Below are 15,891 nucleotides of genomic sequence, written 5' to 3'. Positions count from 1 at the left end.
TGGAGGAAGGTCGAGATGGAACGCCCCCGCGTGCGTCTATTGCGGCGCACAAGCTGGGCGGGTTAACTGCGTTGGCATCTGGTATTATCGAGCCCTTGCGTGATACTGCCGCGCGGGCGACAACCGAACGGTGCGGGTTTGCCGAAATCCGCTTAGTGGGACTGAGATGACTGCTGCTGCCAATACTCATCTTGTCATCGCCGACGACCATCCGCTGTTCCGCGATGCGTTGCGTCAGGCGGTGTCGAGCGTCGTGAGTTCGGCCACGATCAGCGAGGCCGGATCGTTTGAGGATTTGACCGGGCTCCTGGAACGGGACTCCGAGGTCGACCTGATTCTGCTCGACCTGAGCATGCCGGGGATCAGCGGCTTCTCCGGCCTGATCTATCTGCGGGCGCAATATCCGGCGATCCCGGTCGTCATCGTCTCCGCCAGCGACGATGCCGGAACCATCCGCCACTCGCTCGACTTCGGCGCCTCCGGTTTCATCCCGAAGCGCTTCGGCGTCGAGACGCTGCGCGATGCCATCATGAAGGTGATGGAAGGCGACGTCTGGGTTCCGCCGGACACCGATCTGTCGGCTGGCGGCGATCCCGACATGACCCGGCTGCGCGACCGCCTGGTGACGCTGACCCCGCAGCAGGTGCGGGTGCTCATGATGCTGTCCGAGGGGCTGCTCAACAAGCAGATCGCCTACGAGCTCGGCGTGTCCGAGGCGACCATCAAGGCCCATGTCTCGGCCATCCTGCAGAAGCTCGGCGTTGAAAGCCGGACGCAAGCCGTGATCGCCGCCGCCAAGATCGCCGGCGGCCAGTGGCGCCAGGGCACGCCATCGACGTGATGGAACGCGTAGGATGGGTGGGGCGCAGCGATACCCATCATTTTGGCGGCCGGGCGTGGAAGTATGACCGGTTACCGCCGCAATTTCATTGCCGGAGGCTGTTTCTTCTTCACCGTTAATCTGGCGGATCGGCGACGTCGGCTGCTGACCGAAAATGTCGATAGATTGCGGACGGCATTGCGTGAGACCCAGCGACGCCATCCGTTCACTATCGATGCCATCGTGGTCCTACCCGACCATCTGCACACTGTCTGGACCCTGCCGGACGGAGATGCAGATTTTTCGACACGATGGCGGCTCATCAAAACGTCATTCTCTCGACAGCTGGCTGGCGGTGAGCCGGTCTCGGCTAGCCGCGCTGGCAAGGGAGAACGAGGTATCTGGCAGCGACGATACTGGGAGCACACGATCCGTGATGAGACCGATTTTACTCGGCACATCGATTACGTTCACATCAACCCCGTCAAACATGGGCTTGTGACACGTGTGAGCGATTGGCCGCATTCGTCGTTCCACCGCCTTGTGCAGCAGGGTGTCTATGTTGAGGATTGGGCCGGGGACGTTTCTGGTCTGGATGGGGAGTTTGGCGAGAGGAGTTGAGCAAGCGGAAAGGTGATGGGTATCGCTGCGCTCCACCCATCCTACGGTTTCTCGTTGCCCTCGTTACTCCGCCGCCACCATCTGTTGCGTCCGCCACTGTCCGAGCAGGGCGCGCAGCGAGGCCGGTTTGACCGGCTTGTTCAGCACCGCGATGTTCTCCTCGCGCGCGGCGGCGCGCACTGCCGGGCTGCGGTCGGCGGTGATCAGGATCGCCGGGATGCCGTCGCCGAAGCGGCGGCGGATATCGCGGATCGCGGCGACGCCGTTGCCGCGGTCGAGATGGTAGTCGACCAGCACGCCGGTGACGCGGCCGCCGGCGGTTTCGATCGCACTGATCGCGCCGTCGGCATCGAGCACCGCGATCACCTCGGCGTCCCACGCCGTCAGCAGCGTCTTCATGCCGTCGAGAATCGCGGGATCGTTCTCGATGCAGACGATCAAGGAGCCGCTCATCGGCGTCTTCGACAGCGGCGTGGCGCTGGTGACGGCTGCGGTATGATTGACCGCGGTCGCGACCGGCACCGTGACCGAGAATGCCGAGCCGCCGCTCACATTGGCCGAGATCGCGATGCGATGATTGAGCACGCGCGCCAGCCGCTCGACGATCGACAGGCCGAGGCCGAGGCCGCGGGCGATCCGGGCGCCCTGCTCGAGGCGGTGGAATTCCTTGAAGATCTCGCCGCGCTTCTGCACCGGAATGCCGACGCCGGTGTCGAAGATGCTGATCTGCAGCTTGTCGCCGCGGCGGCGGCAGCCGATCAGCACGCGGCCACGCGGGGTATATTTGATCGCGTTGGAGATGAAGTTCTGCAGCAGCCGGCGCAGCAGCGAGCGGTCGGATTCGACCGGCAGCGAGCAGGCCACGAAGCGCAGATCGAGGCCCTTGTCGCGGGCGATCGGCATGAACTCGATCTCCAGCGAACGCATCAGGTCCGCCATCCGGAAGCTCGTGATCGCCGGCGTCATGGCGCCGGCGTCGAGCCTGGAGATGTCGAGCAGCGCGCCCAGGATATCCTCGATCGCTTCCAGCGAGTCGTCGATGTTCTCGACCAGGCGTGAATCCTCGCCGCCGTTCTGGCGCTCGACCAGGCTCGTGACGTAGAGCCGCGCCGCATTGAGCGGCTGCAGGATGTCGTGGCTGGCAGCCGCCAGGAAGCGCGTCTTGGAGGCGTTGGCGTCTTCCGCGACGCCCTTGGCGAGCGCGAGCTCCGAGTTCAGCCGCGTCAGTTCCTCGGTGCGGTCGCGCACGCGCTTTTCCAGCGTCGCATTGGCGCGCTCCAGCGCCTCGGCGGCCTCGAAGCTCGGCGTGACGTCGGAGAAGGTGATGACAAGTCCGCCGCCCGGCATCCGGTTGGCGCGCACCTCGATCACCAGGTGGCGGTCGGTGAAGCGTTCCAGATAGGGCTCGCCCTCGGTGGTGTAGGCGCGCAGCCGCAGCTGCAACAGGCTGTCGCTGTCGCCGGCCGGCGGCGGACTGATCGCCCCCATGAATTCGAGGATCTCGGGCAGCGGGATGCCGAGCTGCACCAGATGCGGCGGCAGCCCGAGCAATTCGGAGAACTGGCGGTTGGAACAGATCAGCTGCAAATCGGCGTCGAACACCGCGATGCCCTGGCGCACATGATTGAGCGCGGTCTGCAGGATCTCGCGGTTGAAGTGCAGCGCGGCGTGGGAATCGTCGAGCAGCTTCAGCGCGGCCTTGGCCGACACCGTTCGCCGCTGCAGCAAGAGCGACATCACGAGGCGCGAGGACGCGGCCCCGATCGAGGAGGCGATCAACCGCTCGGCATGCTGCAGCAGCTCGAAATCGGCCGGCGCCGAGGTCTGCAGCACGATATTGCGGTCGGCCGCGAACGAGGCGAAGGCCTCGAGGGTGCGGTCGGGACCGAGATATTGCGTCACCGTGCTCTGGATGTCCTGCACCGTCACCGTGGTGCGCCAGCGCCGGAAGCTCGGCGCGATCGGCGCCAGCGCGTTGGGCACGAACACATCGGCCTGCAACAGCTCGATCGCGGACGGCGCGCGCGCCAGCGAGAACAGGACATAGGTCAGGATGTTGAGCGCCAGGCTCCACAGCACGCCGTGCAGCAGCGGCGGCAGGTCGGCGCCGAACAGGGCCTGCGGCCGCAGCGCCTCGATCCCGAACGGCCCATGCTGCAGCAGCATCAGGCCTGTGGTCGAGGTCTCCAGGAAGCTCGGGATGAACAGCGTGTAGAGCCATGTCGCGAAGCCGACCAGCATGCCCGCCATGGCGCCGCGCGCGGTGGCGCGCCGCCAGAACAGGCCGCCGAAGAAGGCCGGCGCCAGCTGGGTGATCGCGGCAAACGACAGCAGGCCGATCGCGACCAGCTGGGTGTTGCCGAGCGCGCGATAGTAGAAATAGGCCAGCACCATGATGGCGAAGATAGAGAACCGGCGCGCCTTCAGCAGGAAATCGCCGAAATCCTTCTGGCCGGCGCTGATATCGTCGCTGCGCGGCAGCACCAGCGGCAGCACGATGTCGTTGGAGACCATGATCGAGAGCGCGACGCATTCGACGATCACCATCGCGGTCGCGGCCGACAGCCCGCCGACGAAGACGGCGAGGCTGAGCAGCTGCGAATTGCCCTCGATCGGCAGCGCCAGCACGAACATGTCGGCATCGACCGCGCCGAACGGGAAGATGACGAGGCCCGCGATCGCGATCGGAATCACGAACAAATTGATCGCGACGAGGTAGAGCGGGAACAGCCAGCGCGCCCGACTGACCTCGGCGCTGGTGGAATTCTCCACCACGCTGACGTGGAACTGGCGCGGCAACAGCATGACCGCGCAGAACGACAGCAGCGTCATGATCAGGAAATTGCCGATCGACGGCACATATTCGATCGCGCGCACCGCCTCCGGCGTCTTCAGGGCGCGCTCATAGAGCTCGACCGGGGAGAACATCCAGAAGGTGACGAAGGCGCCGGCGGCGATGAAGGCGACCAGCTTGACGATGGATTCGGCGGCGATCGCCAGGATCAGGCCGTGCTGGTGCTCGGTGGCGTCGGTGTGGCGGGTGCCGAACAGCACCGCGAACACCGCCATCGCCAAGGTCACCATCAGCGCGATGTCGCCGATGATCGGGATCTTCGAGAACGCCTGGTCCTCGCTCAGGATGGTCTCCAGCGATGACGCCATCGCCTTGAGTTGCAGCGCGATGTAGGGCACGGAGCCGATGATCGCGATCAACGCCACGGTGGCCGCGACCGCCTGGCTCTTGCCGTAGCGCGCGGCGATGAAGTCGGCGATCGACGTGATGTTCTGCGACTTGGCGAGCGCGATCACGCGGCGCAGCAGCGGCGTGCACAGTCCGATCATCACGATCGGGCCGATATAGATCGCCAGGAAGTCGATGCTGGTGCGGGTGGCGAAGCCGACCGAGCCGAAGAAGGTCCAGGAGGTGCAGTAGATCGCCAGCGACAGCGGATAGATCCACTGGCTGGCACGGCCGCGCGCGCCCGGCGACGTCCGGTCGCCGCGGCTGGCAATGAAGAACAACAATCCGATGTAGGCGAACGCCGTGGCGATGACGCCCCAGTCGTGCAGCATCGCTGCTCATCTCCTGTCCCGGCCAAGAACGGGCCGGTTGCCCCGAGTATAACGCAAAGGGCCGGCCGCGCATCGCACGACCGGCCCAAATTCGGGGTCGGAGAAGGATAGGGTTACTCGGCGGCCAGCGACTTCTGGCGCAGCGGCAGGCCGAGCCGGTCCCAGACCTGGAGCAGGGCCTCGGCCAGCGCGTCGATCAGGCCGTCGTCATGGTAGGGCGAGGGCGTGATGCGCAGCCGCTCGGTGCCCTTGGCGACCGTCGGATAGTTGATCGGCTGGATGTAGATGCCGTGGTCCTCGAGCAGCAGGTCGGAGGCGCGCTTGCACTTCTCGGGATCGCCGACGAACAGCGGCACGATATGGGTGTCGCTCGACATCACCGGCAGGCCGGCGGCGGTCAGGATCGCCTTGGTGCGGGCGGCGCGGTCCTGGTGCCGCTCGCGCTCCCAGTTCGAGGTCTTCAGATGGCGGATCGCGGCGGTCGCGGCCGAGCAGATCGCCGGCGGCAGCGCGGTCGTGAAGATGAAGCCCGGCGCATAGGAGCGCACCGCGTCGATGATCTCGGCGCGGCCGGCGATATAGCCGCCGAGGCAACCGAACGCCTTGGCAAGGGTGCCCTCGAGCACGTCGATCCGGTGCATCACGCCGTCACGCTCGGCAATGCCGCCGCCGCGCGGGCCGTACATGCCGACCGCATGCACCTCATCGACATAGGTCATGGCGCCGTATTTCTCGGCGAGATCGCAGATCTTCGCGAGCGGCGCGACGTCGCCGTCCATCGAATAAAGGCTCTCGCAGACGATCAGCTTCGGCCGGTCGGGGCGGGCGGCGATCAGCAGCTCTTCGAGATGGGCGACGTCGTTGTGGCGGAAGATCTGGCGTTCGCAGCCGGCCTGCCGGACGCCTTCGATCATCGAATTGTGGTTCAGCGCGTCCGACAGGATCAGGCAGTTCGGGATCAGCTTGGCGAGCGTCGAGATGCCGGTCTGGTTCGAGACATAGCCCGAGGTGAACAGCAGCGAAGCTTCCTTGCCGTGGAGGTCGGCGAGCTCGGCCTCGAGCTGCACCAGCGGATGGTGGGTGCCCGCGATGTTGCGGGTACCGCCGGCGCCGGTGCCGACCCGGGTCGCGGTCTCGACCATGGCGCCGACCACCTTGGGGTGCTGGCCCATGCCGAGATAGTCGTTGGAGCACCAGATCACGACGTTGCGGCTGCCTTTCGGCGAATGCCAGGTCGCGTGCGGGAAGCGTCCCGCGATCCGCTCGAGGTCGGCGAACACCCGGTAGCGCCGCTCGTCATGCAGGCGGTTGAGGGCGGTTTGGAAAAACTGGCTGTAATTCATCGGCGAACCCAGAAAGTGGAACCTGACCGGAAAAGCTGCCTCTTCTTAGAGCTTTTCCAGCTCTAATGTCCATGCATTGGCTCACATCTGGGCATGCGCCGCAGTTGGGCAAATTGCCCTAGCGGGGGTCTATCCGCCTTGATTTCGGTCAAATCGCCGGGAGGCGGCATGGCGGCCCCGGAGCCGGGCGCTCAGCTCGTCCTGAAGCGCAGCATGCCGTCGGCGGCCATCTCGGCCGTCAGCCGGCCCTCGACCAGCATGTAGTTGACATGGGCGACCAGTTCGCCGGCAGCGAAGCCCATCTGGTGCTCGTCCAGCACGTGCTTGTGGAACACCACCGGCACCAGCTCCTTGGAGGTCTGCGGCACCTCGCGGCAGGCCTCGGCGATCAGCCGGCAGCGCTCCTCATGGTGATCGGCGAGCTGCTTGATCCGGGTCTTCAGCCCGTAGAACGGCACGCCATGGCCGGGCAGCACCATCACGTCGTAGGGCAGGGTGGTGGTCAGGCTCGCCAGCGATGCCAGATATTCGCCGAGCGAATTCTGCTCGGGCTCGACCGCCCAGACACTGACATTGGGCGAGATCTTGCTCAGCACCTGGTCGGCGGACAGGAATAATTTGTCGGCCGCGCAATACAGCATCACCTGGTCGAGCGCATGGCCGCCGCCGGTGATCACCTTGAAGCGCCGCGTGCCGATCACGACCTCGTCGCCATGGGTGAGGCGGTGATAGGACGGCGGCAGCACCGAGACGCGCTTCAGATAGTCCTGGCCGCGGCCGAGCAGTTTTTCAGTCAGGTCCTCGTCCATGCCGTGGCGGCGGAAGAACAGCCGCTGCGCGTTGCGCCGCTCCTCGGTGCCGCGGTTCTGGTGATAGACCGACTGCAGATATTCCACCTGCGACATGAACAGCGGGCAGCCGAAGCGCTCGGTGATCCAGCCGGCGAGACCGACATGATCGGGGTGCGAGTGGGTCACGATCAGCCGCGTGACCTTGACGTGCTTCAGCGGTCCCTCGAACAGCGTGGTCCAGGCCGCGATCGACTCCTCGTTGCCGAAGCCGGCATCCACCATGGTCCAGCCGTCGCCGTCGGCGAGCAGATAGACGTTCACATGGTTGAGGCGGAACGGCAGCTTCAGCCGCGCCCACAGCACGCCGGGGGCGACCTCCACGACCTGATCGTGGCCGGGATGGTTCTCCCAGGGGTATCGCAATGCCTCCGCCGAGGAGGGCAGGCTGTCGGTCTTCGTATGCATGCTATCGGCTTAGCGGCACATTGCCCGCCGCGCCAGCCGAAAAATCAGATAGTCGTCCGGAGAATGGGGTGGAGAGGCCGCCGAATTCCGTAGCCCGGATTGCGCTGCGCTTCATCCGGATCTCTCTCTTCTCCTTCCCCCTGAAAGGGGGAAGGTTGGGATGGGGGTCAGCCGCGGGCGACGCTGCAAGCCGAGAGAGCAGATCCCCACCCGCTTTGCTCTAACGAGCAAAGCGACCTCCCCTTTTCAAGGGGAGGTCAAAGCATGCGTAGCCCGGATGGAGCGAAGCGTAATCCGGGGCCTATTCCTACGCCGCGCGGATGTTCGACAGGAAGCCGTCGATCTCCGAGCGCAGCACGTCGGCCTCGCGGCGCAGCGCGTCGGAGGCGCTCAGCACCTCGCCGGCGGCGGCGCCGGCTTCGGCTGACGCGGTGGAGACGCCGACGATGTTGCTCGACACCTCGCTGGTGCCGCCGGCGGCGTGCTGGATGTTGCGGGCGATCTCGCGGGTCGCCGCGCCCTGTTCCTCGACGGCGGCGGCGATCGCGGTGGTGACGTCGTTGATCTCGCCGATCGTGCTCGAGATGTTGCGGATCGCGGAAACCGCCGTGGTCGTCACCTCCTGCATGCTGACGATCTGCTGGCGGATTTCCTCGGTCGCCTTCGCGGTCTGGCTGGCCAGGTTCTTGACCTCGGAGGCGACCACGGCGAAGCCGCGGCCGGCCTCGCCGGCGCGCGCCGCCTCGATGGTGGCGTTGAGCGCCAGCAGGTTGGTCTGCGAGGCGATGGTCTGGATCAGGTCGACCACGACGCTGATCCGCGCGGCGTTGTCGGCAAGGCCCTGCATCGTGCTGTCGGTGGCGCTGGCTTCCTCGACCGCCTTGCGGGCGATCTCCGCCGAGGTGACGACCTGACGGCCGATCTCCGAGATCGACGACGACAGCTCCTCGGTGCCGGCCGACACCGTCTGCACGTTGACCGAGGTCTCCTCGGCGGCCGAGGCCACCGCATTGACCAATGCGCTCGACTGGTCGGCGGTCGCCGACATGCTCTGCGCGGTCGACTGCATCGAGTTCGCCGCGGTCTGCAGGCTGCCGAGCGCGCTGCGGACATTGGACTCGAAGGTGACGATCTGCGCTTCCATGCGCGTCGTGCGCTCCGCCTTGGCGGTGCGGTCCTTGTTCTGGTTTGCCGTGAGCTCGCGGCCCTCGATCATGCTCTCGCGGAACACCTGCAGCGCGTCGGCCATGACAGCGATCTCGTCGCGCTGCCGGCTCTGCGGGATCTCGGTGTCGAGGTCGCCGTCGGACAACAGCTGCATCGAACGCTGCAGGCCGCGGATCCGGCGCAGGATGTTGCGCCCCACATAGAGCCAGACGAACAGGAACGAGCCGACCAGCGTCAGCGCGCCGAGCGCGATCATCACCATGGTCGCGAGCGAGATCTGCTGCCGCGCCTGGAAGGTCGAGGTATCGGTTTCCTTCTGCACGGCCTCGACCAGCTGCTGCACGCTGATGCCGAGCCCGACATTGAGCTTGCGCGTTTCTTCCAAAATGGTCTGGCCGTAATCGATCGCGTCGAGCTCCTTCTGGCGGATCTTGAACACGCCGGTCTTGCCTTCGCCGAGTACGAGCAGCCTCTCGGCGGTGTCGCGCACCGCGACGATCGCCGGATTGTTCGGCAGGTCCTCGAGGTTGGACTTGATGCGTTCGCGCCCGTTCTTGAACTCGGCCTCGATCGCATCGAGCGTCTCGCTGGAATTGGCCGACAGCGCGGCGGTCATGTCGGCGGCCATCAGATTGCCGGCGGCGAGCACGTTGCTGATCTGGCCGACGGTGCGGGCCGCCTCGGTGGCGTCATCGGCGGACACGTCGGCGGCGCCGAGGATGGCGTTGAGTCGCGTTTGCGCGTCGAGCATCGCGGGGCTCGCGGCGGAGACGAAGGCCGTCTGCGCCTTGCGCAGCGCATTGTACTGCTTGTCGCGCAGCGCGCCGACTTCGAGCCGCTCGCGCGCCGCCGAGATCAGGCTATTGGTGGCCTCGTCGGTGTTCTTGACGTTCTCCTGCAGCGCGCTGACGACGGACTTGTCGGCGCCGAGCTCGATGATCTCGCCGAGCTTGGCGCGGGTCGCCTGCGCGACCTCCTTCACCTTCTTGGTGCGATCGTTGAGTGCATCCTCGCTCTGCACGGCGAGCAGGCCGGGACCTTGCGCTGCGAGCGAGGCGCTCTGCGCTGATAGTTGCAGGCTTGCGGCAAGCCGCGGAATGTCGCGGCCGCTGAGATCGGTCATGGTGCCGCCGAGCTGATGCAGCACGATGCCGGCGCCTGCGCTGATCACGAGCGCCATGCCTGCGATCACGGCGAATGCCGCGAACAGGCTGCCCCTGACGCCCATCTGCGGCAGGCCGATGCGCTTGAGATTGAGTTTGCCGAGCTTGAACCGAAACGCCATTGCCCCCGTGCCCCCTGGCCCACTACCCCTGGCCACTACTCTTGGATGTTTCCCCGGCGCGGGAGTATCAGTGCGGCGGGTTAACAAAATCGGGAAAATTGCGACGATCCGCGGGATTTTTCAGGGCGGTCGTGCGGGAGCACTGGCTTGGTTCGCTCTGCGGAATCGATGCACGCGACCGGACGCAAAAAGGCCGGCGCGAGCCGGCCTTTCCATTATTGGTTGTGGCGCGTGGTCTCAGTAACGCGCGTAGCCGGGGCCGCCGAGGTTGCCGAGATTGAAGCGGTAGTTGAGGCCGGCCTTCACCGTGTGCTCGTCATTGTGGAAGCTGCCGAACGGCACCAGCGCGGCCGGCGCGGTGAAGCGGCTGTCGCCGAAGTCATAGTACTGGTACTCGACCTTGGCCGACCAGTTCGGCGCGAACATGTATTCAGCGCCGCCGCCGATCGTCCAGCCGTTGCTGTGATTGTCGGTGAGCGCGAAGCCGACCGGCGCGCCGCCGAGCGTCACCGTCTCGTTGTTGTCGGAATAGGCGTAACCGCCCTTCACATAGATCAGGCCCGGGCCCCAAGTGTAGCCGACGCGGCCGGTGATCGATGCGATGCCGCGCTGGTTGTTGTTGTAGACATAGCCGCCGGGGAAGATCGCGTTGAGCTGGTGGTTGCCGACCCAGGAATACTGGCCTTCAAGGCCGATCACCCACATCGGCGACAGCTGCCAGTCGTAGCCGCCCTGCACGCCGCCCATGAAGCGGGCGCTGGAGTCGGACAGCGCGAGGCCGTTGAACGTGTTGTTCTGTGAGAACACGCCGCCGAGATGGCCGCCGAGATAGAAGCCGGTCCAGTTGTAGAGCGGAGCGGCGTAAACGGGCGCGGGCGCCTTCTGGTAATAGCCCCGGTTGAGGTCGGCGGCCTGGGCGGTCGCGCTCAAGGCGGCGACGGCGGCTGCGGTTGCAAGCAGGATCTTCTTCATGTGGTCAGTCTCCGGACAAGTCGTGGAGGCGCAGCGACATGGCGCCGTCCATGGCCGGCGAGATAGACCGCAGTTGAATAAAATGCTGTCACCGGAAGACCGCTCGGAGCGTTAAGTCGCAGCCTTTGCGGCGAAACGTTTTGTTGTGCCTAACGAACGCTTAAGCCGGAATGAAGGAAGGCTTAACGCGGCGCGTGCGACGCCCGCCCGCTGCTAATCAAGCCGCTTGCTAACCAAGTCGCTTGCTAACCAAGTCGCTTGCGCACGTCGTCGCGCATCTGCTCGCGGAACGCCTGACGGCGCGCGGCGCGGTCCTTGACGGGGACGTCGTGGCGATCGAACACGTCGAACTTCTCCAGGATCGGATAGTGCTCGCTCGCCATCGCCAGCACGCGCAGCAGCGCGGCGACCTTCGGAGTCGGGCCGGTGACCTCCCATTTGCGGAGCTTCTCGGCGCCGCCGGCGGCCGGCAACCCGCACAGCTTCGCCATGTCGGCCGCCGTCAGCTCGCGGCCAAGCGCCTCGCCGAGATGTTTGCGCAATTTCTTCAGTTCTGGGCCGGTCACGCTTTAAGTCCGCTCCGCGATCGCAAAGTGTGAAGTGAGTCACATGACGTGCTCGGGGTGCGGGCTATACGCCGCGCATGCGACTTCTAAAGGAAACCATCATGCACGGCATCATCGAAAGCCTCAGCCCCGAACACGGACACATCGATTGGAAATGGGTCGGCAGTGTGTTCGCGTTCTACGTCGTGCTGACGATCGGCGGCGTGGGCGTGCTGCTCGCGCATTGATCCTGCGAACCCGACGAGGGCACTTTCTGCCGTAGACAGTCCTCAGTTGCCGAGGGGCGAGGTCAATTTTCTCTTGACGGAACCGAGGGTTCGCCGAAGCCACGTATAGGCGAAGCGCTTGATGGACATGTTGGCCAGGCTCTGTTGATCCATGGCTAGCCGTTGGCAATCCGTCGCCAGCCTTTGGTGGTCTGTGGCCAGCCTTTCGTAGGCGTTGGCCAGCCCTTGATGGTCTTCTATCAGCTTGTTGTAGACGGGGAGAACATGTTCTTCCAAATATCGGCCGCGTGAGGTCAGTTCCAGTCCGCGCGTGCTGATGGCGAGTTCCAGGGGGTCGAGCGCCCCGGGAATCGCATTGCGCGCAAGCTCAACCCGTTGCGCTTCGTCGACGACGACTTTGTCAAATCGCTCGACCATTCGCTTGAAAGTCCACGCCGGAGACAGCGCGACTTCGTGAAACGCACGATCGATGATGGATTGCGCCTTCGAAGGATTTCGTATGACCGAGACCACCTCCGCCATGTTGCTGTGGTCGCGGCTGAGCGGGACGTAATGATCCCACGGCTTTACCGCACCTGAATAGTCACCTTCATAGAGGATCATCAGAGTACGAAGCGCGGCAGCTTCGAAAATGCGGGGAGAAACCACCCGGATAACGATCTTGCCGTCGTCGTCTCCCAGAAATTTCTGTCTCACCACCTCGTGGGACACATCGGGATTTTCGGCGCAGAAGCGTTCCACCTGGATTTGGGCGTCCCCGGTGAAATCGATGAAACTGACCCCGCTCTCCGTCCCCAAAACGGCCTTCGAGCTCGCGATGAAGTCAACCCAGGAGCCGCCGTAGATTCGGGACGTTTCGCTCGTGTCGATGTCGCAGACCAGATTGTACTGCGCTGCATCAGCGGCAAATCTGTCGGCTATTCGCCATTTTTCCTCGGCGAAGTATCCGTACCAAGGCGGAGCCTTGCGTGCGCGATACGAAACGTCGAGCGGACGTTCCGAATAATTCGGCACGTCCATCGTCAACAGATGCTCGGGTACAAATCCCGTCAAAGTATGCTCGAAACGTACCTTGTCGAAGAACGGGTCCCGATAGATTTTTCTGGTGACGTCCGAGTTCGTAACGGTGAAAATCGCTCCGACCTGCAGATCGGCCAATGCAGCATTCTGACGATCGATAAATCGATATTCGTCTTGAATGAACGCGACCTTGACCCCGTTGAAGCGCCTGATCTTGTCACGGAGCGAGGCGGGAACATAGTTCTCCATCGAGATCACGACGGAATAGTGAAACACCAGGCAGTCAAAGGCATCCAGATCTGGTCCGATCGCATCGAACGCCAGCGAATCCACGATCGTATATTTATGCTGGCTGTATTGGCGAAACGCTCGGATATGGTCCGATACCGTATTGGTTTTCAGGGCTGCTGCTGCGCACAGCAGCAAAATGTTGTAGCGGGGGGATTGCACTCGGGTTTCTCGTCGTGGCGATCAAGCGGTTTGACGTGAATAATCTGATTCTCTCAACTTCCGCGCGGTCTCCGCTCACCAAATTTGCGAACTTGACATTCGCTCTCGCTGGTGCCTCCCGGGCGCCACGCTGGTGCGAGCCAAGTTCCTGAGGTTTGAAGTTCCGCTGGGCTCGGGTGCTCGCTTAGCAGGCATTCAGCGCGTCCTTGGCCTGCAACCCATGCAAGCGCAACCGAGGGGCGATATCAAGCCCATTTGCCCGTGCGGGATGATGGTCTGCATTGCGTGGATGCCAGCGCTCACTTCGCGGTCTCCGCCAATGATCTGACGCACCGTGCCGTCGTGCATCTGCTCACGAAATGCCTGGCGGCGCGCGGCGCGATCCTTGATTCGTGGAAAACCCGGTAGACTGGATTGAGCCGTCGAAAGCGGCAGACGTGCAGATGTAGAGAGGTCGCGAGTAGTTTGCCAGCGCCCCGCTAGTGAGCCGCGCCGGATTGGTCGTGGGCCCGATCGGCGAGCGTCTTGCGGCCGCGCCGATTCAGCCATCCCTGGCCCCAATCCCGGAGCTGCAGCAGCAATGGACCAAGCGAGCGTCCCTCGTCGGTCAGGCTGTACTCCAACTTCGGAGGAATGACCGGATACGCGATCCGCTGGATCAGCCCATCCTCCTCCAGTTCGCGCAGTTGCTTGGTCAGGAGGCGCGGCGTGCAACCGGCCAAATGCCGATGCAGTTCGTTGAACCTCTGAGTCCCGTCGAGCAGGTGATAGAGGATCACCGACTTCCACTTGCCATTGATCAAGTTGACCGCTGCTTCCATCGAGCAGCCGGGAACCAGATCGTATCGCCTCTGCTTTGCATAATTTTTGACACTACGCTTTTGGATAGTACCGGCCAATTTTTACAGTATAGCGCACCCGGGAACTGCTCTCCAGATGGATCAGGCCGCTGACAAGTCTCAGCCGGCAATGGACATGAGGAGGCAAGGGCGTGTCGAAGAGCGTGAGGTTTTTGGGTGGATGGGTCGGTGGTGTCGCAGTTTGAATATTATTGGGATCGCAAAGCGGGCCAGCCCGCCTCAGAACTTGAGTAGCACGCGGAACATGCTGCGTCCGAAATGTGCCTCGAAGGCGAACAGCGCGTAGAACTCCGCGATGCGCGGCCGCCTATCCGGCGGCAACCGTGCGAGGGAGGCATCGCTCGATGACCTGTCCGGCGGATCGTCGATGCAATCGGGATGGCCATCCGGCCGCCCCACGAAATGCGCGAGTTCGTGGATGAGCGTGCCGATCTGCAGGTCGCTCGACGCGAAGAAATAGACCGGCGCGATCACCACCGCATCCGCCCGCAGCGTGGCGGATGTGCCATTCGTCCGGTCGAGCTGAACGGTCTCGCCGCGCATGGTGACGCCGTTCGAAATCGCGAGCGCTAGCGTGCGGGATTCCGCCATCTCGTTAAAGGAGAGCGTAAACGGGAACTTAATGAAAGTCGTAGCGGGACTCAGGGCGGCGACCGAGAGCTCGCGATCGATGGCGCGAAAGGTGCGCTCGATCAGCACAAAATCCGGCGGCGGCGGATCGCTGAGCAGAACCGCGAAGTGTTTGCGCACGAGCGTCTGGGCCGGAGATTCGATTGTGCCCATTACTTTCGCCGCGGTCAGCGTGCGCAGCGCGCTCTTCACGCAGGCCCGCGAGATGGGCAAGGTGTCTTCGAACATCTGCTCCATCATCTCATCCGTGACGGTGAAGGTCGGCGCCGGCGGCGCAACCTGGCCGACACCGCTGCGGGGCGCGAGCGATCTCGATGATCCGCTCGCCAGGATTGGCAACGAGGCGCGTAAAATGCGATTGAGCGCCTGAATCGTCGGCCCGTTCGGGTCGATGCGGAAATCGACGAAACTGATGTTCTGCTTCTGGAACCTGCCGATCGCCGCGCGCGTCAACGGGCCCATCAAGCCATCCGTTGCGAGGCGTGGCGTCGGGCCGCCCTGACTGGTGCCGACCGCATTCAGTGCCTGCTGGATGGTGAGAACATCGTTGCGGACGTTGGCACCGCCCTGCCCCACGGAACGGCCGACCACGACGGGCAAGGCGACCTGATTATCCGGTTCGACGCGGGGAGCGGTCGCGCGGCAGCTCTGATCAAAACAGTAGCAACGCAAGCGTCCCATTGGCTGTGCCCCAAGGCGATGCCGGCCCAGTTCTCAAGCCGAACTGCACCGGCACTACCGGTCTACACAAATTCGCCTGCAAGTCCATGTGGCAACTTTGCTCGACTTGAGCTTGTCGTGCTGGCAGGTGCGTAGCGCAGTCTGCCGCGTGCTCAGGGCGGCCGACGCGGTGTAGTCGAAGCCGCGCCGGAAGCAGGCGACAAGGCCGCCGTCGCCGCGACCCAGCGCCTATTCTCCCTCTGTAATAAGGAGGAAGTCGACAAACACATCTGCGAACGGGAAGTCAGTCGAAAAAGAAGAACTCGCCCTCCGCGTTCATCTTCAAATCGATCAGTCGAGACGATGTATGTCGTCCGACGTCTGACTCAGCCGATTGAGGACGACGGCGAATGAAGCGCATTTCCGAAGCCGAAGACCGAT

Annotated in this window: 12 protein-coding genes; 3 read left to right on the top strand and 9 right to left on the bottom strand. The window is 64.0% G+C overall.

All coding sequences use genetic code 11. From position 1 onward, the window contains the following. The first annotated feature begins 166 nt into the window (after positions 1–166). On the top strand, positions 167–841 hold the full coding sequence (locus tag WDM24_RS37925; protein WP_338829344.1) for a response regulator transcription factor: 675 nt from the start codon (positions 167–169) through the stop codon (positions 839–841). A gap of 63 nt (positions 842–904) precedes the next feature. Beyond that, on the top strand, positions 905–1,441 hold the full coding sequence (locus WDM24_RS37920; protein ID WP_166301414.1) for an REP-associated tyrosine transposase: 537 nt from the start codon (positions 905–907) through the stop codon (positions 1,439–1,441). A 63-nt stretch (positions 1,442–1,504) separates the two neighbouring features. On the opposite strand, the gene WDM24_RS37915 is transcribed toward WDM24_RS37920, so the two are convergent. The 6 genes from WDM24_RS37915 to WDM24_RS37890 all read right to left on the bottom strand — a co-directional run bounded on the left by WDM24_RS37915 (position 1,505) and on the right by WDM24_RS37890 (position 11,603). Further along, positions 1,505–5,014: a PAS domain-containing hybrid sensor histidine kinase/response regulator gene (locus WDM24_RS37915; RefSeq protein ID WP_338829343.1), complete on the bottom strand. Its 3,510-nt coding sequence runs from the start codon at positions 5,012–5,014 to the stop codon at positions 1,505–1,507. Positions 5,015–5,127: 113 nt separating this feature from the next. Then, a complete protein-coding gene (gene hemA, locus WDM24_RS37910; protein WP_338829342.1) occupies positions 5,128–6,357 on the bottom strand; it encodes a 5-aminolevulinate synthase in 1,230 nt (409 codons plus the stop codon). Between the two features lie 191 nt (positions 6,358–6,548). Further along, entirely contained in the window at positions 6,549–7,613 is a 1,065-nt protein-coding gene (locus WDM24_RS37905; RefSeq protein WP_338829341.1) for an MBL fold metallo-hydrolase, read from the bottom strand. 307 nt (positions 7,614–7,920) lie between these two features. Next, positions 7,921–10,065, bottom strand: a complete 2,145-nt coding sequence (locus tag WDM24_RS37900) for a methyl-accepting chemotaxis protein (protein WP_338829340.1) — start codon at positions 10,063–10,065, stop codon at positions 7,921–7,923. A 237-nt stretch (positions 10,066–10,302) separates the two neighbouring features. Further along, positions 10,303–11,037, bottom strand: coding sequence for an outer membrane protein (locus tag WDM24_RS37895; protein ID WP_166213681.1), 735 nt, complete (start codon positions 11,035–11,037; stop codon positions 10,303–10,305). 245 nt (positions 11,038–11,282) lie between these two features. Beyond that, complete coding sequence (locus tag WDM24_RS37890) at positions 11,283–11,603, bottom strand: hypothetical protein (protein ID WP_029079854.1); 321 nt, start codon at positions 11,601–11,603, stop codon at positions 11,283–11,285. 101 nt (positions 11,604–11,704) lie between these two features. On the opposite strand from WDM24_RS37890, the gene WDM24_RS37885 reads away from it, so the two are divergent. Continuing rightward, positions 11,705–11,830 carry a hypothetical protein gene (locus WDM24_RS37885; protein ID WP_338692492.1) on the top strand — a complete coding sequence of 42 codons (126 nt, stop codon included), beginning with the start codon at positions 11,705–11,707 and terminating at the stop codon, positions 11,828–11,830. Between the two features lie 42 nt (positions 11,831–11,872). Here the strand turns inward: WDM24_RS37885 and WDM24_RS37880 are convergent, their stop codons facing one another. The 3 genes from WDM24_RS37880 to WDM24_RS37870 form a co-directional block, all read right to left on the bottom strand. Next, complete coding sequence (locus WDM24_RS37880) at positions 11,873–13,300, bottom strand: hypothetical protein (RefSeq protein ID WP_338829339.1); 1,428 nt, start codon at positions 13,298–13,300, stop codon at positions 11,873–11,875. A 479-nt stretch (positions 13,301–13,779) separates the two neighbouring features. Next, positions 13,780–14,121 (bottom strand): winged helix-turn-helix transcriptional regulator, encoded by a 342-nt coding sequence (locus WDM24_RS37875; RefSeq protein WP_166301435.1) that lies wholly within the window; start codon positions 14,119–14,121, stop codon positions 13,780–13,782. A gap of 258 nt (positions 14,122–14,379) precedes the next feature. Next, positions 14,380–15,471 (bottom strand): peptidoglycan-binding protein, encoded by a 1,092-nt coding sequence (locus tag WDM24_RS37870; RefSeq protein WP_338829338.1) that lies wholly within the window; start codon positions 15,469–15,471, stop codon positions 14,380–14,382. Positions 15,472–15,891 lie beyond the last annotated feature (420 nt).

Origin of the sequence: Bradyrhizobium sp. 27S5 (assembly GCF_037217225.1) — a bacterium.
Taxonomy (GTDB): Bacteria; Pseudomonadota; Alphaproteobacteria; order Rhizobiales; family Xanthobacteraceae; genus Bradyrhizobium; species Bradyrhizobium septentrionale.
This window is presented reverse-complemented; position numbering and strand designations above follow the sequence as displayed.

What these genes read in the sequence shown, in the direction of transcription:
- WDM24_RS37925 (WP_338829344.1), top strand. Translation starts at nt 167, where the DNA reads ATGACTGCTGCTGCCAATACTCATCTTGTCATCGCCGACGACCATCCG.
- WDM24_RS37920 (WP_166301414.1), top strand. Translation starts at nt 905, where the DNA reads ATGACCGGTTACCGCCGCAATTTCATTGCCGGAGGCTGTTTCTTCTTC.
- WDM24_RS37915 (WP_338829343.1), bottom strand. Translation starts at nt 5,014, where the DNA reads ATGCTGCACGACTGGGGCGTCATCGCCACGGCGTTCGCCTACATCGGA.
- hemA (WP_338829342.1), bottom strand. Translation starts at nt 6,357, where the DNA reads ATGAATTACAGCCAGTTTTTCCAAACCGCCCTCAACCGCCTGCATGAC.
- WDM24_RS37905 (WP_338829341.1), bottom strand. Translation starts at nt 7,613, where the DNA reads ATGCATACGAAGACCGACAGCCTGCCCTCCTCGGCGGAGGCATTGCGA.
- WDM24_RS37900 (WP_338829340.1), bottom strand. Translation starts at nt 10,065, where the DNA reads ATGGCGTTTCGGTTCAAGCTCGGCAAACTCAATCTCAAGCGCATCGGC.
- WDM24_RS37895 (WP_166213681.1), bottom strand. Translation starts at nt 11,037, where the DNA reads ATGAAGAAGATCCTGCTTGCAACCGCAGCCGCCGTCGCCGCCTTGAGC.
- WDM24_RS37885 (WP_338692492.1), top strand. Translation starts at nt 11,705, where the DNA reads ATGCACGGCATCATCGAAAGCCTCAGCCCCGAACACGGACACATCGAT.
- WDM24_RS37875 (WP_166301435.1), bottom strand. Translation starts at nt 14,121, where the DNA reads ATGGAAGCAGCGGTCAACTTGATCAATGGCAAGTGGAAGTCGGTGATC.
- WDM24_RS37870 (WP_338829338.1), bottom strand. Translation starts at nt 15,471, where the DNA reads ATGGGACGCTTGCGTTGCTACTGTTTTGATCAGAGCTGCCGCGCGACC.